This window comes from Pseudomonas sp. GW821-FHT01A09, from assembly GCF_058986725.1.
Map to the genome: position 1 here is coordinate 89,293 of NZ_JBYSWB010000015.1, position 21,571 is coordinate 110,863.

Here is a 21,571-nt window from a genome sequence, read left to right on the forward strand (position 1 = left end):
AATTAGAAACCGATCCCGAAGAACTCTTCCAGTTTTTCACCGACATAGTCGAAATGTTCCTGCCCCAGCGACGGCTGCACGCCCAGCCAGAAGGTCTGGTTCATGGTGCGATCAGTGTTGGTCAGCTCGCCCACCACGCGGTATTCCACGCCGTGGAAGTAAGGCTGGCGGGTCAGGTTGCCAGCGAACAGCAAGCGGGTGCCGATCTTGTGCTGGTCAAGGAACTTCAGCAGGTCGACACGCTTGACGCCCGCGCTCTCTTTCAAGGTGACCGGGAAGCCGAACCACGAAGGGTCGCTGTTAGGCGTAGGCTCGGTGATTTCCAGGAAGTCGCTGAGGCTGGCCAAGCGTTCTTTCAACAGTTTGAAGTTGCGTTTGCGGGTCTCGATGAACTCGGGCGCGCGGTCTAGCTGGGCCAGGCCGCAGGCGGCTTGCATGTCGGAGATCTTCAAGTTGTAGCCGAGGTGGGCATACACGTACTTGTGATCGTAACCTTGAGGCAGGCTGCCGAACTGCTGGCCGAAACGGTTGCCGCAGGTGTCGTCGCAACCAGGTGCGCAGTAGCAGTCGCGGCCCCAGTCACGGAACGATTCGGCGATCAGGCGCAGTTGCGCGTTGTTAGTGAACACCGCGCCGCCTTCACCCATGGTGATGTGGTGCGCGGGGTAGAAGCTGAGCGTGGCGATGTCGCCAAAGGTGCCGACCATCTTGCCGTCATAGGTTGCGCCCAGTGCGTCGCAGCAGTCTTCGACCAGCCACAGGTTGTACTTCTCGCAGATGGCTTTGACCTTGCCGAGGTTGAACGGGTTGCCCAGGGTGTGAGCAAGCATGATCGCCTTGGTCTTTGGCGTAATGGCCGCTTCGATCAGGTCTGCGTTGATGTTGTGGGTGGCCATGTCGACGTCGACGAACACCGGGATCGCGCCGAACTGCACGATCGGGTTGACGGTGGTCGGGAAGCCGGCGGCAACGCCGATCACTTCGTCGCCTTTCTTGATCGCACGGTCGCCCAGCTTCGGCGAGGTGAGGGTGCTGAAAGCCACCAGGTTGGCCGAAGAACCAGAGTTGACGGTCAGCAAATAGTTGACGCCGATGAACGCCGCCAGCTTCTTTTCGAATTCCGCGTTGAAGCGGCCCGTGGTGAGCCAGCCGTCCAGCGAGGCCTCGACCATCAGCTGCAGTTCACGGGCGCCAATCACCTTGCCCGAGGGAGGGATAACGGTTTCGCCCCCAACAAAGGGTTTGGCCGCCAGGGCAGTCTGGGCGTAGCGCTCTACAAGCTGGCTGATTTCCTGACGGATCATATCGGGGGTCATAATAGTTCCTGCTCAAGCTAATTATCGGTTAGGCGCCAGAGGCCATGGCTGCCATGTAGCTGTTGATTTCGTCCACGCAACGAGCGTGCATATCGTCATGGCGCAACCAGCTGCGATGCCAGTTGACGATATGGGTCAGGGTGGTTTCCAGGCCCCAGGTCGGCTCCCATTTCAGGTGAGCGCGGGCTTTGGAAATATCCAGTTTCAAATAACGTGCTTCGTGCGGCTGTGGATTCTCGTCGAGCTGCCAGCTGGCGCCCGCTCCCCACGCCTGCACCATATGGTCGAGTATCCACTCGACAGGGCGCGCGTCTTCGTCTTTAGGCCCGAAGTTCCAGCCTTGCGCGAATTTATGACCATGCTCCCACAGGTGCTGGGCGAGGACAAGGTAACCGCTCAGTGGCTCCAGTACGTGTTGCCACGGGCGGGTGGCAAGCGGGTTGCGTACCACAACGGGCTTGCCCTGCTCCACGGCACGGAGAATATCCGGAATCAACCGGTCATCGGCCCAGTCGCCACCGCCGATGACATTGCCGGCGCGCGCTGAAGCCAGGGCAGCGCCGTGCTCTGTATTGAAGAAGGAGTTGCGATAGGCACTGGTGACCAGCTCCACACACCCCTTGCTGTTGCTGTACGGGTCGTGGCCGCCCATGGGTTCGTTTTCACGATAGCCCCATTCCCATTCCTGGTTTTCGTAGCATTTGTCGGTGGTCACGTTGACGATCGCGCGCAGGGCGGGGCACTTGCGCGCGGCCTCCAGCACGTGAACGGTACCCATCACGTTGGTAGCGTAGGTTTCCACCGGCTCTCGATACGAAAGCCTGACCAGCGGCTGAGCCGCCATATGGATCAGGATATCCGGGTTGAACGCCACCATACTCTCGGTAACGGCCTGCAGGTCGCGGATGTCACCGATTTCCGACGTCATGCCACGCTCGACCTGCGCTTGCTCGAACAGCGAAGGCGTAGTCGGCGGGGCGAGAGCATAGCCTTTGACCTGCGCGCCCATGCCTTGCAGCCATAGGGCCAGCCAGCTGCCCTTGAAGCCGGTGTGGCCGGTGAGGAATACCTTCTTGCCCTGCCAGAAGGCAGGGGATACGGAAGCTTTCATAAGCGATGTCAGCTCCAGGATTTCCAAGGCGCGGCGCCAGTCTGCCACAACTTCTCGAGCAGGGTCTTGTCGTGCAGGGTGTCCATTGGCTGCCAGAAACCTGGATGCTCGAAAGCCATCAGTTGGCCATCTTCGGCCAGCTTCATCAGCGGGTCCTGCTCCCATACCGTGCTGTCGTCCTTGAGGTAGTCCAGCACCTGAGGCGAAAGCACGAAGAAACCGCCATTGATCATGGCGCCGTCACCTTTGGGCTTTTCCTTGAAATTGAGGACGCGGCCATCGGCGATGTCCAGCGCGCCGAAGCGGCCTGGCGGATAGGTGGCGGTCAGTGTCGCGGCCTTGCCGTGGCGCTTGTGGAAGTCGATGGTGGCGCGGATGTCCATGCTGCCGACGCCGTCGCCATAGGTGAAGCAGAACGCTTCATCGTCGCGAACGTAGTCCGCCACGCGGCGCAGGCGACCGCCGGTCATGGAGGTTTCACCGGTATCCACCAGCGTCACGTTCCAGTCTTCGGCACGCTTGTCGTGGACCTTCATGCTGTTGTCACGCATGTTGAAGGTGATGTCCGACGTGTGCAGGAAGTAGTTGGCGAAGTACTCCTTGATCATGTAGCCCTTGTAGCCACAGCAGATCACGAAGTCATTGATGCCGTGGGAGGAGTACATCTTCATGATGTGCCACAGGATCGGCTTGCCGCCGATCTCGACCATGGGTTTGGGCCGAGTGCCTGTCTCTTCGCTCAAGCGAGTCCCCAGTCCACCTGCCAAAATGACTGCTTTCATAACCGCTCCTTGTTAGTTCGAACTCACGAATGCATCTGAGTAAAAGTGTTTGACAGGCAACCCGGCAACTATGAGTGCCTCACGGGCCGAATGGATCATATCCTCCGACCCACAGGCGTAGACGACTGCCTTGGTAAGGTCGATACCGTCTTCGAGCAACGCGGCTTGTATGTAGCCGGTGCGCCCTTGCCAGTCGGTGCTGGCCCGTGACAGCACCGGAATGAACGTCGCGTTCAGCCCTTCGAGTCGGGGTGCCCAATAGATATCGGCCGGCGTGCGCCCGCCCCAATAAATGAGAATTTGCTTGCCTGCGCCGAGCTCCGGGTTGCCCAGCAGTTGCTCGAGTATCGCCTTCACGGGCGCGATGCCAGTGCCAGTGGCGAGGAACACCAGGGTGCTGGCGTCTTTGTCGCGCAGGCAGAAGGTGCCGAGCGGGCCCTCCAGGCGCAGCAGGTCGTTCGATTTGGCGCTGCCGAACCAGTATTTCGACATCGAGCCTTGCTCGACCTCGCGAATCTGCAATTCCAGTTTGCCATCGGCGCGCGGGGCGTTGGCGATGGAGTAACTGCGGCGCAGGCCACCCTCGCCGATCACGTCCAGGTACTGGCCTGGCAGGTAATGGAGCTTGCTGGTGGGCGGAACCCGCAGAATCACTTCGACCACGTTGTCGGCCAGGCGGGTAACCGTGTCGATCCGGCAGGGCAGGGTCTTGACCACGATGTCGCCGAGCGCACCGATGTCTTCGGCGTCGATCTCCACATCGCTGATGGCCTGGCGGCAGCAGGTGAGGATCATGCCGGCGGCAAGTTCCTCGGCGGTCAGCGAGGTCTCGCCCTTCAGCGCTTCAGTCTCACCGCTCAGGACGGCGGCTTTGCACACGCCGCAGCGGCCCGTGCGGCAACTGTATTCCAGGGTGATACCCGCGGCTTTGGCGCTGTCCAGCAGCGATGTGCCCGGCTCGGAACTGAACGTCTTCCCGTTGTGAAGTTTTACTGAAACCATGAGGCTACCGGATTCGAAATGCTGAAGGGCTGCAGAAGCTACTCTCGGCGGAATGTTTCAAATATTTCTGAGCGATGAACATAACGAAAGCCGTGGGCGTGCGAGGCTTCCAGGCTAGGTGAAAAAAGGGCTCGATACAGTGCAGCGGGCCCGGCCTGGAGTGCTTCTGAAGATTCTTCGGGAGCGGGAGTTTACCATCCCGATACTGATTTTTGTGTTCGATTTTGCGAGATGGATTTTACATAGGGTTGTCCCCGGCGAAGTGGCCGGTCTTCGGGGGCGATATCCGCTGATTGTCAGCCTTGGACGCCAGATGGGGCGTACAAGGCTGAGGTTGCAGGCCTTGATGCACGCTGCATCAAGCTTCAGCTCTACTCCTTGTTTAAATCGATTTGTAGTAGAGCGATACCCAGAACCCTGTTGTCGGGCGATCCGGTCAAGGCTTGAGGAGACGTAGCCTGCGGGATGGAGATGGCAATTATTCGGGCGCCCGTGGCCTGGGAGAAGGGGATCGTCACCTGTGTGGGATTTCCCGAGCTTACCTGTATTTGTTCGCTCCAGCGCCATGATGGCTGCGCGCTTGTAAACGTTATAGAAAGGGGCCGTTCCTCGCTGGCGTTGAATGCAACGAACCTGAGGACCGCATTGCACGTGCTACTTGCGCAGTCCTTTGGTATCGGGAGCATTATCTTGGCCATTGCGCGCGACCACACGGATTTGGCTTCCAACCCATACCAGCCCTCGCGAAGTATCAGTGTGCTCCCATCAAATTTTGGGCTGATTGCAATGGGGTACTGGGTGTTTTCGAGCAGAGAGGCTTCGGATTTTTCCCGTTGACCTATGAATTCAGGCCGCAATCTGGCCACGGCGAACAAGTCTGTTTCTGAAACCTCTACGGGGGTTAGTTTTTTTAGTGCATCAATAAATGGCGTCAGCGTATTTCTGCTATCAGTTGGGCAGCGAAAATCTGGAATCCCGCGAAGCTGCTGCTGTTGCTCCTCAGTGAGTCGTGCTGCCGTTTGAGCCAGACAAGGCCATATATGAGGAGCCCAAAGCATGTTGAAGTAAGGTATGACCAAGGTGTCGGCCGTTCCACTGATAAGCGTCATCGCCGCTGCTTGCGCGCTGTCGGCGTCGAGGTTTGCGCTCAGACCAGTGAGCTCCTGTGGCCAGCCTGCCTGCGCCGCAGCGAGGTTCTTGTCGCCCCCTATATTGTAAGTACGCAGGCCAATTTTGGGTGCTGCATAGGTAGCCATGAAGTCGTTGCCCCAAGGTAGAAACAAAGCCTTCTCCCCTGGGTGGGTGTGCTCAGACAGTTTCGCTACGAAATCATTGTCGATCTGTTTGAACATAAGTCGATAGTCAGTGCCATTCTCCCACCGGCCTTGTACGTTCGGAAGGTTGATGACGATCAGTGCGGCCAATGCCGGCATCCAAGCCCTTTGAAATTTTCCTTCAGCCTGGGAGGCCCACATCATCATCAGTGCCCACAGTGCAAAAATGCCCAAGGCCGACCAGCGGTAGGAGGCACGCATGACGTTGAAGCCGGGTAATTTCTCCGAAATCCATGCCGTTCCTGTCGGCATTAACGCGAGGCTGGCTGGCATCAATGCACTTTGTTGCTGGGGATGGCTTAATTGCAAGGATTCAGGTTTTACCGAATTAACCTTCAGAGAAGGTCCCAGGGCCATATAAATGCCAAAGATCGCGATCAACAGGAAGCAGGATGAGCGCTTCATGCTGGACCGAGTGCGCCACCATCCCGCGATGCCCAATAGCAATGTCGGCAAGAAAAATGTGGTGGTCCATACAGATGCATCGCCGAAGTGCACTTCATCGGTGCGCTTGACGCTCAGGCCCAGAAAGTCGGGTAACCACTGCACGCCTCGCGTCGGCGCGGTGATATAGGTCAAATCGACACCCCATCCCCTGAAAAAATCGATGGGTGGAGTGTCGAAGCCGGATTTTCCTATGTAAAGGCTGTAGAGGACGTAGGCCGCCCCGAAACTGACGATATGAACCGGGATAATTACCCGCAGCAATGATTTGCGCAGTTCGGGCTGAGTCATCAGGGTGTAAAGAAGAAGAATGCTGGTCCCACTCGCAAACATCATGAAGGTATAGCCATCCATGAATATGGCGATGATGGCTGCGATAAAGTACAAAGCGACAGACGATAGAGCGATGGTGGCAGATTCAGGCCGAGATGGAACCAGCTTCAAGGCTGTCAGGAAGTAGAACGGCAGGAGGCCGACACCCCAAGACAGCATGCTGTAACCCGCATGCGCCCAGATCACGGGCATCGTCGACCAGGCTACCGCGCCCAATAGCGCTATCGATCGCGCGGCTCCGAATCTGAAGGCAATCTTGTACGCTGACAAGAATCCCAGTCCTAACCACAGTGCAGCGGTGCTTGAATAAGCGTCGGCGGCAGACATGCCCAACCTGATAAAAAGGCTTGCGGGCCAGGCGCCGGCAAGTCCGAAAGCGATTGCGGCAGGTTTGGGGATGCCGAAGTTGTGGGCGAAGACGCTGAATAGGGATCCATTTGCAAGCGACTCGGAAAACCCCATCGACCAGACGGCCTGCCCAAGTGTCGGCATCATCAGGAAGGGGATTGCCTCCTGAATAAAGAGTACAAAAGCAATGGCCAGAAAGGCGAACAGCACCTCCCAGCGGGTCCATTTCTTACGTTCAAACATCGTCTGTATCCGTGAGGGTTGCTCTTGGTTGGAGAAGCGACGCGCAGACAAAAAATAATAAGTCGCCCGTTACTGTTACAAGTCTGCCCAGAAGAATGGCCATGAGCAGGTCGGCCTCTTGTACGGCCCCCTTAAGTAGTAACAGCAAAATCATTTCGCGCACCCCCACTCCTGCAGGCGCTCCGGGAGTGACCAGACCGACAAGCCAGGCGACGATGTAGGCGCCGCCAATCGTCGGCCAAAGTTGCCCGGGAATGACTTGGTTCGTGGAGATGACGCCCACCAGAAGGGTGAATATCGCAGCAGAGATCGCGAGAAAAATCGCTTGGTTAATAAATGCCTTTACCGTTTGCGGGCTACCGAATTGGCGCAGCACCTGGGTGAAGATCCAGGCAGACCCCAGCAATATGGGAGCGCAAAATATTACCGAAAAACCCGGCAGGAGCATTGGAAGTACCAGCGAACTGAACAGCGCCGCAGTCACTACGATCAACCCCAGTTCCCACAGCGTCGACTTGGCAAGAGCTCCGGTAGGTAACCCGGCTGCCATGCCCAGGGCTTGCCGTCCGGCCAGATGGAAAATATTGCCTGGAAGGTATTTGGCGAGTTGCGATATTCCGTAGATCCTGATGGACCCTTGCCTTGATACAGGCACCCCCAGGTGTATCAGTAGATGCCGCCATGCCGACGCGAGCAGGGTATTGGCCAAACCATAAACAATTGCAAGGGTGCCGATAGCCAGCCAGACATGCAGCGTGACTTTCGAAAAGTCGAGTTCGAGCCAGTAGGTGCGCATCCGGATGACGACAAAAATGATGCCGACGAGGGCGAACGCGCTACCCAGCCAGTGTAATTTTTGACGAATACTGGATTTGAGGCTCAATTCCGCGGACGGCATAACAGCATCGTCCAAGGCAGGGGACTACTGGTTTCGATGACGTCAAAATACTTCGAAACCAGCGCGATGAAGCTTTGCTTCGACCAGTGCTGAAGGTGGCCCGGGGTATTCCCAAGCTGCATGATGTATTTGCCGCGTGCAAAGTTGAGCGCACGCCATAACGGCTCGCGAGGCACGCTGAGGATCAAATGCCCAGTGGTCACGCGTTGCAGGGCTTGTAACCCGGCCTCGGGATCTTCCAGATGCTCGAGTACTTCGCAGCACACCATCAGGTCAGCACTGTCCCTGGTCGCTTCAAGATCGTAGATGCTGCGTGATTCAAAGATCGAAGGCGCTAAGCCACGCGCAGTTGAGTTTTCTCGTGCCAGTTCGATAACGGTTTTGGAAAAGTCACAGCCTCGAGCGTGCAGTCCTTGCTCCGTCCAGGCCAACACCCAATAACCTTCGCCACAGCCGATCTCATGGATGGATCGGGGCGCCGCCTTTGCCACGAAGTTGGACAGGGATGACTCGAACCCTTTCATCATCCATTTGACGATGGGGTTTTTCGACCCGTATTTGTCATAGGCATTGCCGGTCACTATGCCGTCTTCTTCCGCTCCGCCGGAGGTTTTGATTTTCATGACAGGCTGTTCACATTCGTCGTGGAGGGCTCTGATGCAGTCGTATCGACAGTGCCGACTGATTCATCGTGATGGTCGCGCGCTGCGCTGGCTACCTTGAAGCGTATGTCTTCGAGCAGTTTTCTATTGGCGGCCAGCAGGTCTGCGACGAAGGCGACGAGTAACGTTTGAAAACCGATACCGAGGAACACCGATGCCAGAATCAGCGACTGCACATGGCCTTCTCCCACGCCGCTGAAATAGAACCACATGAAGCGCAGTCCGATCAGCATGCCGACTCCAAACAGCACGGCGCCGATGGATCCAAAGAAGGTGAAAGGGCGATAGATAATAAAGATTCGTATGATGGTGACGATGCTGCGCTTGATATAGGAGGGAATGCTTTTGACCAGACGGGACGGTCGCAGATCCTCGTTCACCCGAATCGGCACGGAAGTGATCGCCATGTTTTTCTGGCCAGCCTGGATGATCGTCTCGAGCGTATAGGTGTAGTCATTGAATACCATCAGACGTTGCGCTGCCGATCGGCTGATGGCACGAAATCCGCTGGGGGCATCGGGAATATCAGTTTTGCTGGCGACCCGGACCACCCAGCTGCCTAGTTTCTGCAGCAGTTTCTTTACTGGCGAGAAGTGTTCGATGGTGTGGATAGGGCGGGCGCCGACTACCAACTCCGCCCGGTGTTGGAGGATGGGCTCAACAAGCACCGGTATGTCGTCTGCATTGTATTGATTGTCGGCGTCGGTATTCACGATCACGTCGGCGCCCAGTCGCAGGCATGCATCCAGTCCGCTCATGAAGGCTCTCGCGAGTCCCTTGTTGCTGGGGTGCCGAATCACATGGTCTACACCGTTGCGCTTGGCAACCTCAACGGTGTCATCCTGACTGCCATCATCAATGATCAGCCATTCAACCGAGGTGAATCCTGGGACCTTGCGCGGTAGTGCTGCCAGCGCGATGGGGAGGGTCTGCGCTTCATTAAAACAGGGAATTTGTATGATCAGTTTCATTGAGGATGCTTGATTGCCAATGCCGGAAGTGGATTGACCGGTAGGGAGACGTCACCCTTCCAGATCGCGATCTTGCCCGCATTTTTGCACATTCCTACGTTCGCCAGTAGCTCCGGCGTATACACGATCGCCTCTCTCGCCTATGTGCATCGACAGTCCTGGCACTCCGGGGGCGAAGTCATTCGCCAGAGCCAAGGAGGGACACTGAGCCGCCCCTTTCACGGGCTCGGCCAGACATATCGGGGAAAACCACACCTTCGTAGCCAAAAGCGTCATAGCCAGTCGAGCCAGCGCGTCCTTGGATGTATACTCCCGTGCAGTCATGCGCGCGCATCAGCTCCTATGCGCAGCTTTGCGCGGCGCACATTTTCAAAGCCCCTTGTGGAACATAATGGAGTAGGTCAATTCACATGAAAGCAATCGTTACTGGTATCACGGGTCAAGACGGGGCATATCTGGCGGAGCTGTTGCTGGAAAAGGGCTACACCGTCTATGGCACCTACCGCCGTACCAGCTCAGTCAATTTCTGGCGCATCGAAGAGCTGGGAATCCAGAACAACCCCAACCTGCACTTGGTCGAGTACGACCTGACCGACCTGTCGGCCAGTATTCGCCTGCTGCAAAACACCGAGGCTACCGAGGTCTACAACCTCGCCGCACAGAGCTTCGTGGGCGTTTCCTTCGAGCAGCCGATCACCACCGCCGAGATCACCGGTCTGGGCGCGGTCAACCTGTTGGAAGCCATCCGTATCGTCAACCCGAAAGTCCGCTTCTACCAAGCATCGACCTCGGAGATGTTCGGCAAGGTCCAGGCCATCCCCCAGGTCGAGAGCACGCCTTTCTACCCACGCAGCCCTTACGGCGTGGCCAAGCTGTACGCCCACTGGATGACCATCAACTACCGCGAATCCTACGGTCTGTTCGCCACCAGTGGCATCCTGTTCAACCACGAATCGCCACTGCGCGGCCGTGAGTTCGTGACCCGCAAGATCACCGACACCGTCGCCAAGATCAAGCTGGGCCTGCAGGACAAGCTGGAACTGGGCAACATGGACGCCAAGCGCGACTGGGGCTTCGCCAAGGAATACGTCGAAGGCATGTGGCGCATGCTGCAGGCCAAAGAGCCGGATACCTTCGTGCTCGCCACCAACCGCACCGAAACCGTACGCGACTTCGTGACCATGGCGTTCAAGGCCGTGGACATCGATATCAAATGGCAAGGCGAAGCTGAAGGCGAGCAGGGTCTGTGCGCCGCTACCGGTAAAGTGCTGGTTGCCGTCAATCCGAAGTTCTACCGCCCTACCGAAGTCGATCTGCTGATCGGCGACCCGGCCAAGGCCAAGGAAGTTTTGGGCTGGGAGCCAAAAACTTCTCTGGAAGAACTGTGTCGGATGATGGTCGTGGCCGACCTGAGCCGCAATGAGAAAGGATTTTCGTTCTGATGGCTAATGTCAGCAAACGTGCACTGATTACGGGTATTCATGGTTTCACCGGTCACTATATGGCGGCAGAGCTCGCCGCCAATGGTTACGAAGTCATAGGGCTGGGCAGCCAGCCTGCGGATGGCCCTGGGTACCATCAGATCGACCTGGGCGATGCCCAGGGCCTGCGTGCGTTGCTGGCAGAGCTTCAGCCGGATGTTGTGGTCCACCTCGCTGCCTTGGCGTTCGTCGGGCATGGGGTAGCTGATGCGTTCTATCAGGTCAACCTGATCGGTACGCGGAATTTGCTGGAGGCGATCGCCGCTTCCGGCAAGACGCCTGAATGCGTCTTGCTGGCGAGCAGTGCAAACGTTTACGGTAACGCCTGCGAAGGCATGCTGAGCGAGAACAGCACGACCGCCCCAGCCAATGACTATGCCGTCAGCAAGCTGGCCATGGAGCACATGGCTCGGTTGTGGCAACCCCGGCTGCCCATCGTCATCACCCGGCCGTTCAATTACACCGGGGTAGGGCAGGCGGACAATTTTCTGTTACCCAAGATCGTTTCGCACTTTCGCCGCAAGGCTGAAGTGATCGAGTTGGGCAACCTGGATGTATGGCGCGACTTCAGCGATGTGCGCGCGTTGGTCAGCGCGTACCGCGGGCTGATCGAGGCCAAGCCTGTGGGGCAGACCGTCAACGTCAGCTCGGGTGTGACCCACTCGCTGCGCGAAGTCATCGCGATGTGCAGCGAGATCTCCGGGCAGTCCATTCGTGTCGAGGTGAACCCGGCCTTCGTGCGTGCCAACGAAGTCAAAACGTTGTGCGGGGACAACAGTTTGCTGCGCTCGCTGGTGGGGGATTGGCAAACGCCGCCCCTGCGCGAGACGCTCGAGTGGATGCTGGCGACTGACTAGATGAAAGTCATCCTTTCCGTTGAGCCCGTCCGCTTTCCGCTGACGGGCATTGGTCGCTATACCTACGAGCTGGCGCTGCGGCTCCAGGCCAACCCTGAGATCACCGACCTGCGGTTTTTCGCCGGACGGCGTTTCCTGCCGTCACTGCCGAACGCGGCGGACGAATCGGGCACCGGCTATGGCCTCAAGCGTGCGGTGCAGAAGAACTTTCTGGCGGTAGAGGCTTACCGGTTGCTCATGCCTTTGCTCAAGGCCCGGGCGTTGAGTGGCCATGAGTCGTTTCTGTACCACAGCCCCAATTACTACCTGCCGCCGTTCAAGGGCGCGCGCGTTGCGACCTTTCATGACTTGTCACCGTTCACCTGGTCGCACTGTCATGCACCGCAACTGGCCCGCTATCTGCAAAAAGAGTTACGCCAGACGCTGCGGCGTGCGGACAGGTTGATCACCGACTCCGAATACACGCGACGTGAGCTTGCGGAGTTTTTTTCATGGCCGCTGGATCGGATCGACACGGTTGCGCTGGCCAGTTCGCCGGAGTTCTATCCGCGCACGGCCGAGGCCTTGCGACCCGCATTGGCGCGCCACGGGCTGGAGCCGCAGGGATACTCGCTGTTTGTCGGTACCATCGAGCCGCGCAAGAATATCGAAGCGCTGCTGGATGCCTATGAACGGTTACCCGTGGCTGTCCGTCGCCGCTGGCCGCTGATTCTGACCGGGTATCACGGCTGGCGAAACGAAAGTATCCACGCGCGCCTGGCGTCTGCGGCGCGAGAAGGCTGGGCTCGTTATCTGGGCTTTGTCCCGAGCGAGGATCTGCCGCTGCTATTTGCCGGTGCGCGTCTGTTCACCTTTCCATCGCTCTATGAGGGCTTCGGGCTGCCGGTGCTGGAGGCCATGAGTTCCGGGGTCCCGGTGGTTTGCTCGAATAACTCGTCGCTGCCTGAAGTCGCCGGCGATGCCGCGCTGATGTGCGAGGCCTCCGACGTCGAGGCTTTGACTCGCTTGTTGTTGCGCGGCCTCGAGGATGAGCCTTGGCGCGAATCTGCGGTTGGTCTTGGGCTCGCGCATGCTGCGCAATTTTCCTGGGATCGCTGCGCCGCAGAAACGCTGGCGGTCTACCGCAAGACGCTGGAGACGCGATGATCAAGGTGCTGCATTTCTTCAAGACCTATTACCCGGAGACCATGGGCGGTATCGAACAGGTCATTTTTCAGCTGGCGCAGGGCTGTGCCGCAGATGGCGTCGAGTCTCAGGTGCTGTACTTGAGTCCTCGCGGCGCAGGGACGAACGAGCCCATCGGGCAACATATGACCCATCGTTCGAAACTGGACTTTCACCTTGCCTCCACCGGGTTTTCGATTTCTGCGATACGGGACTTCAAGCGCCTGGCCGCCCGGGCCGACATCATCCATTACCATTTTCCGTGGCCGTTCATGGACCTCGTCCATTTCGCCGCTGGGGTTCGCAAGCCTACGGTAGTGAGTTATCACTCCGATATCGTCAAGCAGAAGGTTCTGCTGCAGCTTTATCAGCCGCTGATGAACGCGTTTCTGGGGCGAGTGGATCGTATCGTTGCCTCATCTCCGAATTACGCCGCTACCAGCCCTGTGTTGTCGCGGTTTTCCGAGAAAGTGTCGGTCATCCCTTATGGTCTGGACGAGTCCACGTATCCCACGCCGTCTCCAGAACGCTTGGCGCACTGGAGTAAAACGGTAGGCGAAAAGTTTTTCCTGTTCGTCGGCGCCTTACGCTACTACAAGGGCCTGAACTATCTTCTCGACGCGGCCAAGGCCACGGGCTACCCCGTCGTCATCCTGGGCGGTGGCCATCTGGAGTTCGAGTTGCGCGCTCAGGCCGAGCAATTGCAGCTGCAGAATGTACGCTTCCTCGGCGGTTTGCCTGACGCCGATAAAGCCGCGCTGCTCACGCTGTGTCATGCATTCGTGTTCCCCTCGCATTTGCGTTCGGAGTCCTTCGGCATTTCTCTGCTGGAAGGGGCGATGTATGCCAAGCCGATGATTTCCTGTGATATCGGCAGCGGCATGAGCTTTATCAACATCGCCGGGCAAACCGGGCTTGAGGTTGCGCCACGCGATCCCGTGGCATTGGCGCAGGCGATGACCACCTTGTGGAACGATCCCGCCTTGGCCGGCAGCTTGGGCGCAGGCGCGCGCAGGCGGTATGAGCAAACTTTCACCTCGCGCGAAATGGCCAGTGCGTACTCGGCGCTCTATCGCGATCTGCTAGACCACACTGCAACCTCTTCGTGACGGAGTTCTGCTCTTGGCTGTTCCTCCACTCCCCCTCGGTCATCGCTCGATTCTGATTACAGGTGCTTCTGGCTTCGTCGGCGCGCCATTGCTCGAGCATCTACTGGTCACGGAGCGGTTTTCGGTTGTCGCACCGACCCGAACTCCTCTTGCCGACACTCCCCGGCTTGTTCAAGTCCCGATCGATACCCTGGATGGCCAGACACCCTGGCAGGCTGCATTGGCATCGCCGGTGGAGGTGGTCATCCATTGCGCGGCCCGCGTCCATGTGATGGACGAGGCGGCAGAAGATCCGCTGGCCGAATTTCGGCGGGTGAATGTGCAGGGCACCTTGAACCTGGCGCGGCAGGCCGCTGACGCCGGGGTAAAGCGGTTTATCTTTTTGAGCTCCATCAAGGTCAATGGCGAAAGCACCGCGCCGGGCCGCGCCTTTACGCCCGATGATTTCGTGCCACCCAGCGATCCTTATGGCCTCTCCAAATGGGAGGCAGAACAGCAGTTGCATGCGCTTGCTGCAGCGTCCGGGATGGAAGTGGTAATCATCAGGCCCGTTCTTGTGTACGGCCCTGGGGTGAGGGCCAATTTCCGCTCGATGATGCATTGGTTGGCAAAGGGCGTGCCTCTTCCGCTTGGCGCCGTTGATAACCTGCGCAGTCTGGTATCGGTCGATAACCTGGTCAGTCTGATGGTGCGCTGTGTCGATCATCCAGCAGCGGCACATCAGACCTTTCTGGTCAGCGATGGGGAAGATGTGTCCACGCCCGCGTTGTTGGCGCGACTGGGTATTTATCTGGGCAAAAAACCCGTTTTACTCCCGGTGCCGCAATGGCTGCTTTATCTGGCCGGTACCGCGGTCGGCAAGCGCGCGGTGGTGGAGCGCGTGTGTGGATCACTGCAGGTCGACATCACTAAAACGCGCACCCTGCTCGGATGGTCACCGGTGGTGTCCTTGGACACTGCGTTGAAAAAGACGGCCGAAGCCTTTCTGGAAAAGACCAAGTGATGATATTCGGGCTGGTAATTATCGGCGCATTGCTGTCCTGGGGGTTGACCGGCGGGGTTCGGCAATATGCGTTGAAACGCAGCGTCATGGATATTCCTAACGCGCGCAGCTCCCACACGGTGCCCACGCCGCGAGGGGGCGGGATGGCAATCGTAGTGACGTTTTTGGTCGGGGCGCTGGTGTTGTTTGCGCTCGGCAGGCTGGATGCTGCCTTCTTTATTGGATGCTGCGGGGCGGGCACCTTGATTGCCGCCATCGGTTTTCTCGACGACCACGGCCATATCCCTGCGCGCTTCAGATTGCTGGGCCACTTCGGTGCGGCAATTTGGGGGCTTTTCTGGCTGGGCGGAATGCCACCCGTCGAGCTGTTCGGGTTGACGCTGTCGCTGGGCTGGGCTGGGCACGTGTTCGCCGTCTTCTATCTGGTGTGGCTGCTTAATCTTTACAACTTCATGGACGGGATCGACGGTATTGCCAGCGTCGAGGCGGTGACAGCCTGTCTTGGCGCCTGCCTGATGTACCTCGTCAGCGGCGCGCCATCGCTGGTTATCGCGCCATTATTGCTGGCTGCGGTGGTGAGCGGTTTTTTGATCTGGAACTTCCCGCCGGCAAAGATCTTCATGGGCGACGCGGGGAGCGGCTTTCTCGGTATCGTGCTCGCAATACTGTCATTGCAGGCGGCCTGGCAGGCGCCCCAGTTGTTTTGGGGATGGCTGATTCTTTTAGGCGTTTTTATCGTCGATGCAACATTTACCTTGCTTCGCCGTCTACTACGCGGTGATCGAATTTATGAAGCGCACCGCAGCCACGGTTATCAATATGCGTCACGCAAGTTTGGCAGCCACTTCACGGTTACGGTCGCGGTGGCGTTGATCAACCTGTTATGGCTATCGCCCTTGGCCATCGGCGTGGTCATGCAGTGGCTGCCTGGAATGGGCGGACTGTTCCTGGCTTATGGCCCTTTGCTGTTAATGGCTATTAAGTATCACTCCGGTGAGTTGGAAAAAAACTGACCACTTACTTGGAGCGCATGAACAATGTACGGGTTGAACACTGTTTTTGCTGCTTACAAAAAGCGCGTGTGCTTCAATGCGTGATGTTTGGGAACTGACAGGTTCAACGGATGATCATTCACCAGCAGGCCATCATACTGGCAGCAGCATCCCGTGGCGCCGCTACCCTGTGGCTGGCGTCGGTACGCATGACGCAATCCGGTTCGGTATGGAATGAATAGACTCAGCACTGCGTTACTCGCGCTACCACGTCGCGTAAAGCGTGTTCTGCAGGTATGTGCAGATATCATTCTGGTCTGTGCCGCGCTGTGGATGTCCTTCCTCGTCCGTTTGGGGATAGAGCAGCCGTTGCAGCCTTTGATCAATCATCCGTGGCTGTTCGTTGCGGCGCCCACCATCGCTATTCCGCTGTTCATACGCTTCGGCATGTACCGTGCGGTCATGCGCTATTTCGGCAATGACGCGCTCGTGGCGATCGTCAAAGCGGTGAGCCTGTCGTCGCTGATTCTCGCGCTTGTAGTGTTCTGGTACAGCAACCATACGGCAATGATCCCACGGTCGATCATCTTCAACTATTGGTGGTTGAGCATGGTGATCCTTGGCGGGCTGCGGTTGGCGATGCGTCAGTACTTCATGGGCGATTGGTTCAACGCCTTCCACCGCGCCCCTGCGTCCGATCGCGACAGTGGCGTCAAGGTCGCGATCTACGGAGCAGGTGTTGCCGGCAACCAGTTGCTCGCAGCCTTGCGAATGGGCCGCCATATGCGGCCCGTGGCATTCATCGATGACGATGCCAATATTGCCGATCGGGTGATCTCCGGCTTGCAGGTGTTCAGCCCGCGGCACATCCAGCGCATGATCGACCTGACGGGCGCCCAGGAGATCCTGCTGGCACTGCCGGCCACCAGCCGCTCCCGGCGACGCGAAATTCTCAGCTACCTCGAAGGCTTTCCTCTGCATGTGCGCAGCGTGCCCAATTTCGCCGCGCTGGCCAGCGGGCAAGTCAAGGTCAGTGATATTCAGGAAGTCGATATCGCCGACTTGCTGGGCCGCGACGCGGTGCCCGCTCAGGCAGATCTTCTGGCCCAATGCGTGACCAGCAAATGCGTGTTGGTGACAGGGGCAGGGGGCTCGATCGGATCGGAGCTTTGTCGTCAGATTCTGGCGCTGCAGCCCTCTGTGCTGATCATGCTCGACCACAGCGAATTCAACCTGTACACCATCAGCTCCGAGTTGGAAGCGCGTCTGGCGCGCAAGGGTTGGACTACCAAGATGCTGCCAACGCTCGGGACGGTCCGCGACCAGGCCAAGCTCTTCGAGGTCATGAGCAGTTGGAAAGTGGATACGGTCTACCACGCGGCTGCTTACAAACACGTGCCGATGGTCGAACACAATATCGCCGAAGGCGTGCGTAACAACATCATCGGCACGGTCAACACCGCGCAAGCGGCATTACGGGCTGGGGTGGCGAACTTCGTATTGATTTCCACCGACAAGGCCGTGCGCCCGACCAATGTCATGGGCAGTACCAAGCGTATTTCCGAAATGGTGCTGCAGGCCTTGAGCCGTGAAGTGGCCCCTGTGCTGTTCGGTGACAACGCGAAAGTATCCCGAGTCAATAAAACCCGATTCACCATGGTGCGCTTCGGTAACGTGCTGGGCTCTTCCGGTTCAGTGATTCCGCTGTTTCACGCGCAGATTCGCAAGGGCGGGCCACTTACCGTGACCCATCCGCAGATCACCCGTTATTTCATGACGATCCCGGAAGCCGCTCAGTTGGTTATTCAGGCTGGTTCCATGGGGGCGGGGGGAGATGTGTTTGTATTGGACATGGGCGAGCCGGTGCGTATTGCCGAACTGGCGGAAAAGATGATTCATCTGTCCGGCCTGAGCGTGCGCTCAGAGCGAAATCCCCAGGGCGACATAGAGATCGAATTCACCGGCCTGCGCCCTGGCGAGAAGCTCTTTGAAGAGTTATTGATCGGCGACAACGTCGAGGGTACCGGGCACCCGATGATCATGTGCGCCAGCGAGGACTTCATCCCGTGGGATGTGCTCAAGGGCCGATTGAGCGAATTGCTCACGGCATTGGACGCCGACAACTACGATCATGTCCGGCAAGTGCTGTGTGGCACCGTGAGCGGCTATGCGCCTCAGGGTGAGATCGTTGATTGGCTGCATATGCAGCGCCGTTCGGATTGATCCGTAATTCTCTGCAGGGCGCGAACGAGCGCCCCGTCATTCGGTAACGCCGGGCCTTTGACCTGCGGCATCACCCACACTTCAGCTGTCAGGCCATTCTGCTACGAAGTGATCTTTTCCATTTTCGAATACGGTACCTGATGGACTTCCAACTGAAGACAATGTTTGGGATGATCAGTGTTACCCGGGTGTGTGCGGAAATATTGCAGTCCGCTACGCCCTTGCGGGTATGTCGAGTTATGTCCCTTGGTAGTCTTACATTGTTTTTGACGCAGGCAGTAAGGAAAGCTTCAATGTTACTTTCCATGAAAGTCAGCGCAACCGCTTTACGCTTGCTGAATGTGTGGATATGTCCTTGGAGTGCTGCCAGCGTCTGCTGAAAAGCTCGATAGCTGGTCAGTACATACTCCTCGTCTTTTACGCTCCGCGTAAGTGAGCCAATCCTTATCCGTTGCAGGTAGCAGTCCTGTGCCGTCGCGTATGTCTTTCTACTGTGCAAGTAGATATTCATGCTGAACAGGTGGTCTTCGTGGGCGCGACCTTCGAACCGTGCTTCAAAGCGTTCACTCACAGTTTTCTTGAATATGTACTGCCAAGTTGCGGCGTTGTACTGATGCGATAGAATCAAATCCTCGAGCAAATCTCTGCCATAGTCGAACCACCCGCTTCTGCTGGCGGCGGTGTTACGTTGCAGAAACTGACGGCCTTGCGGGGTGTCCGTAAAGGCCCGCTTGGAGAAATAAAACAGCTCCAACTCGGGGTTGGCGGTCACTTGAGTCAATAGCGCTTGGAATAAATCTTCAGTGACAACGTCATCTGGGTCGCAGAAAAATACATAATCGCCGGTTGCGAGCTCAAGGCCTTTCGCCCTGGCTACGCCCACGCCCTGGTTGACTTGGCTATGAATAATCAACTCACGGCAGTGGCCGAAGTGGGTCTTTATCAGGTCAAGCGTTCCGTCGGTAGAGCCATCATTGATAATGATTATTTCGAGTAACGGATATTCTTGATTGACCAAGGAGGTCAACGTTTCTTTGATATAGGGTTCGACGTTGTATGTAGGAAGGATAACGGAAATTTTTGGAGTGGGCATCAACACGACCTGTGTAACACTCGATTTCCCCAGGAGGGGAAATGTGTAATGGGCTTTGAGCGTTGCTCGGAGCGCGCGACGATAGCACTTTCCCAGGTGCGTCGATGCCAGACATTTGTTAATGCTTATGTCTGATGTAAAAAAGTGTTTCAGTTGGTGCAGCTGCGATCGGCTAGGGGTTAATCATTATATCGGGTACCGATATCCAGACAGGACTTGATCCTGAGAGGATCAACTGCTGAGTGTTACATTCTGTTAATGTTTTTATTCATGACAATAATAGGCAGCGCGATCAACGCCCGTGTGCATGCTTGACCGAATCCTGGGAGGACCGCCGGGCGGACTCGGTAATGCATTCAGGTCGGGCGGCTCAGAGTAACGCCTTTATCCGCAAGGCATCCTCCACCGACACCGGGTTATAAACAATCATCCCCAAATCCGGCCGCCCATCCACCGCAAACCCCGAATACTCCAGCTCCAGCAAGCCCAACACCGGATGATGCAACTTCTTGCTGCCCTCGCCATGCACCCGCACATCGTTATCGCGCCACAACCGGGCGAAGTGATCGCTGGCGGCGCACAGCTCATCGACCAGCTTGCTCACCTCCGACGTCGCCCCGGCCCTTGCCGCATCCGCCCTGAACGCCGCCACCACAAAGCGCGCGACATCGTCCCAGTCGTCCTGTTTGGCGCGTATATGCGTACTGGAGAACATCAGCCGCAGAATATTGCGCTGCGCCACCGGCAGCTTGCCGTAATCGGTAAGTACCACCGTCGCGGCGCGGTTCCAGGCCAGCACATCCCAGGTCGCGGTTTTGATGATGGCGGGGCTGTATTCGAACGTGTCGAGCAGGCGCTGGAGGCGCGGCGTCACACCCTCCGGCGCTTTGTAGACCACCTCGGGCGGGTGACCGAAGGCGAGCATGAACAGGTGCTCGCGCTCCGGTTCGGTCATCAGCAAGCTCTGGGCGATGCGGTTGAGCACTTGCGCGGAGGGCGCACCGCCACGGCCCTGTTCGAGCCAGGTGTACCAGGTGGCGCTGATATTGGCGCGCTGGGCGACCTCCTCGCGGCGCAGGCCGGGCGTGCGCCGGCGCGTGGCGGGCAGGCCGAAGGCGGCGGGGTCAAGGCGGCTGCGGCAGTCCTTGAGATAGACTCCGAGGGAGTTGGCGAGCTGATCCGGCATGGCGATCCTGTTAGTGCTTATACCCTGATAACGTCTCTACTTTTACGGGATAGAGACTAGGCGCAGGCTGCTGCCTTATCAACCGCCAAGGAGCAGGATCATGCGCGTATTTCTCACAGGTGCCACAGGCTTTATCGGTTCCAGGGTCGCTGCCGAGTTGATCGGCGCCGGCCATCAGGTGTTGGGTCTGACCCGCTCGGACACTGGTGCTCAGGCGCTGAAGGCCATCGGCGCCGAGGCGCTGTATGGCGATCTCGAAGATCTGCCTGGTCTGCAACGAGGGGCGGCGGCTTGCGATGCGGTGATCCACACGGCGTTCGACCATGACTTCTCGCACTTCGTCGAAAACTGCCAGAAGGACTATCGGGCGATCATCGCCCTGGGCTCGGCGCTGGAAGGTTCGCAGCGGCCATTGATCATTACCGCCGGGGCCGCAGCGGGTTCACCCGGGCCAGGGCAGGCGGCGGTCGAGGACTGCTTTGATCCCGAGCATCCCAATCCGCGTGTCGCTTCGGAGGTGGCAGGGCGCGAGCTGTCGCAGCGGGGAGTGAACGTCATGGTGATGCGTCTGACGCAGATCCACGACACCGTGAAGCAGGGGCTGGTGAGCTACCTCATCGACCATGCCCAGCGCACGGGTGTCTCGGCGTATGTGGGCGAGGGGCTGAACAGCTGGTCCGCGGCCCATGTGACGGATACCGCGCGCTTGTATCGCCTGGTGTTGGAGCAGGGCAGGCCGGGGGCGCGTTATCACGCATCGGCTGAGGTCGAGGTGAGTTTCAAGAGCATTGCCCAGGCCGTGGCGCAGCGCTTGGGTGTGCCGTTGGTGGCGTTATCCCCGGAAAAGGTTATCGACCATTTTGGCTGGTTGGCGACCTTCGTGGACAAGGACTTGAAGGCCACCAGCACCCAGACCCGCGCCGACCTGGGCTGGGAGCCGAGCGGGCCGGGGCTGCTGAAGGATCTGCAAAGCGCCCAAGTGTAGCGGGGGGGCTCGCCCCCGAAAAAACGACCAACCG

18 protein-coding genes are annotated in these 21,571 nt (G+C 58.1%); 8 read left to right on the forward strand and 10 right to left on the reverse strand.

Annotated features, from left to right (window positions below; genetic code table 11):
* Positions 1–2 precede the first annotated feature (2 nt).
* The 8 genes from rfbH to AC3WJP_RS17885 form a co-directional block, all read right to left on the reverse strand.
* Positions 3–1,316, reverse strand: a complete 1,314-nt coding sequence (gene rfbH, locus AC3WJP_RS17850; RefSeq protein WP_493723243.1) for a lipopolysaccharide biosynthesis protein RfbH — start codon at positions 1,314–1,316, stop codon at positions 3–5.
* 28 nt (positions 1,317–1,344) lie between these two features.
* Entirely contained in the window at positions 1,345–2,427 is a 1,083-nt protein-coding gene (rfbG, locus tag AC3WJP_RS17855) for a CDP-glucose 4,6-dehydratase (protein ID WP_493723242.1), read from the reverse strand.
* 8 nt (positions 2,428–2,435) lie between these two features.
* Complete coding sequence (gene rfbF / locus AC3WJP_RS17860; protein ID WP_493723241.1) at positions 2,436–3,209, reverse strand: glucose-1-phosphate cytidylyltransferase; 774 nt, start codon at positions 3,207–3,209, stop codon at positions 2,436–2,438.
* Positions 3,210–3,221: 12 nt separating this feature from the next.
* The gene (locus tag AC3WJP_RS17865) at positions 3,222–4,211 is read right to left on the reverse strand and encodes an FAD-binding oxidoreductase (protein WP_493723240.1); all 990 of its coding nucleotides are present in this window, start codon (positions 4,209–4,211) and stop codon (positions 3,222–3,224) included.
* Positions 4,212–4,582: 371 nt separating this feature from the next.
* The gene (locus AC3WJP_RS17870; protein WP_493723239.1) at positions 4,583–6,913 is read right to left on the reverse strand and encodes a hypothetical protein; all 2,331 of its coding nucleotides are present in this window, start codon (positions 6,911–6,913) and stop codon (positions 4,583–4,585) included.
* Entirely contained in the window at positions 6,906–7,826 is a 921-nt protein-coding gene (locus AC3WJP_RS17875; protein ID WP_493723238.1) for a hypothetical protein, read from the reverse strand. The genes AC3WJP_RS17870 and AC3WJP_RS17875 overlap by 8 nt, the downstream gene beginning before the upstream one ends.
* A complete protein-coding gene (locus tag AC3WJP_RS17880; RefSeq protein ID WP_493723237.1) occupies positions 7,793–8,434 on the reverse strand; it encodes a class I SAM-dependent methyltransferase in 642 nt (213 codons plus the stop codon). Before AC3WJP_RS17880 ends, AC3WJP_RS17875 begins: the two co-directional genes overlap by 34 nt.
* Entirely contained in the window at positions 8,431–9,444 is a 1,014-nt protein-coding gene (locus AC3WJP_RS17885; protein WP_493723236.1) for a glycosyltransferase family 2 protein, read from the reverse strand. Before AC3WJP_RS17885 ends, AC3WJP_RS17880 begins: the two co-directional genes overlap by 4 nt.
* 410 nt (positions 9,445–9,854) lie before the next feature.
* Between AC3WJP_RS17885 and gmd the strand changes: the two genes are divergently transcribed.
* The 7 genes from gmd (at position 9,855) to AC3WJP_RS17920 (ending at position 18,273) form a co-directional block, all read left to right on the forward strand.
* Positions 9,855–10,886 (forward strand): GDP-mannose 4,6-dehydratase, encoded by a 1,032-nt coding sequence (gmd, locus tag AC3WJP_RS17890; protein ID WP_493723235.1) that lies wholly within the window; start codon positions 9,855–9,857, stop codon positions 10,884–10,886.
* Positions 10,886–11,782, forward strand: coding sequence for a GDP-mannose 4,6-dehydratase (locus AC3WJP_RS17895; protein ID WP_493723234.1), 897 nt, complete (start codon positions 10,886–10,888; stop codon positions 11,780–11,782). The genes gmd and AC3WJP_RS17895 overlap by 1 nt, the downstream gene beginning before the upstream one ends.
* Positions 11,783–12,928: a glycosyltransferase family 4 protein gene (locus tag AC3WJP_RS17900; RefSeq protein ID WP_493723233.1), complete on the forward strand. Its 1,146-nt coding sequence runs from the start codon at positions 11,783–11,785 to the stop codon at positions 12,926–12,928.
* The gene (locus tag AC3WJP_RS17905; protein WP_493723232.1) at positions 12,925–14,055 is read left to right on the forward strand and encodes a glycosyltransferase family 4 protein; all 1,131 of its coding nucleotides are present in this window, start codon (positions 12,925–12,927) and stop codon (positions 14,053–14,055) included. Before AC3WJP_RS17900 ends, AC3WJP_RS17905 begins: the two co-directional genes overlap by 4 nt.
* A gap of 13 nt (positions 14,056–14,068) precedes the next feature.
* Positions 14,069–15,058, forward strand: a complete 990-nt coding sequence (locus AC3WJP_RS17910; protein WP_493723231.1) for a UDP-glucose 4-epimerase family protein — start codon at positions 14,069–14,071, stop codon at positions 15,056–15,058.
* Complete coding sequence (locus tag AC3WJP_RS17915; RefSeq protein WP_493723230.1) at positions 15,058–16,071, forward strand: MraY family glycosyltransferase; 1,014 nt, start codon at positions 15,058–15,060, stop codon at positions 16,069–16,071. The genes AC3WJP_RS17910 and AC3WJP_RS17915 overlap by 1 nt, the downstream gene beginning before the upstream one ends.
* Positions 16,072–16,284: 213 nt before the next feature.
* Positions 16,285–18,273, forward strand: a complete 1,989-nt coding sequence (locus tag AC3WJP_RS17920; RefSeq protein ID WP_493723229.1) for a polysaccharide biosynthesis protein — start codon at positions 16,285–16,287, stop codon at positions 18,271–18,273.
* 88 nt (positions 18,274–18,361) lie between these two features.
* On the opposite strand, the gene AC3WJP_RS17925 is transcribed toward AC3WJP_RS17920, so the two are convergent.
* Complete coding sequence (locus AC3WJP_RS17925; RefSeq protein WP_493723228.1) at positions 18,362–19,366, reverse strand: glycosyltransferase family 2 protein; 1,005 nt, start codon at positions 19,364–19,366, stop codon at positions 18,362–18,364.
* A gap of 370 nt (positions 19,367–19,736) precedes the next feature.
* Positions 19,737–20,552 (reverse strand): helix-turn-helix transcriptional regulator, encoded by an 816-nt coding sequence (locus AC3WJP_RS17930; RefSeq protein WP_493723227.1) that lies wholly within the window; start codon positions 20,550–20,552, stop codon positions 19,737–19,739.
* Between the two features lie 100 nt (positions 20,553–20,652).
* On the opposite strand from AC3WJP_RS17930, the gene AC3WJP_RS17935 reads away from it, so the two are divergent.
* The gene (locus AC3WJP_RS17935; RefSeq protein ID WP_493723226.1) at positions 20,653–21,537 is read left to right on the forward strand and encodes an SDR family oxidoreductase; all 885 of its coding nucleotides are present in this window, start codon (positions 20,653–20,655) and stop codon (positions 21,535–21,537) included.
* Positions 21,538–21,571: the final 34 nt, after the last annotated feature.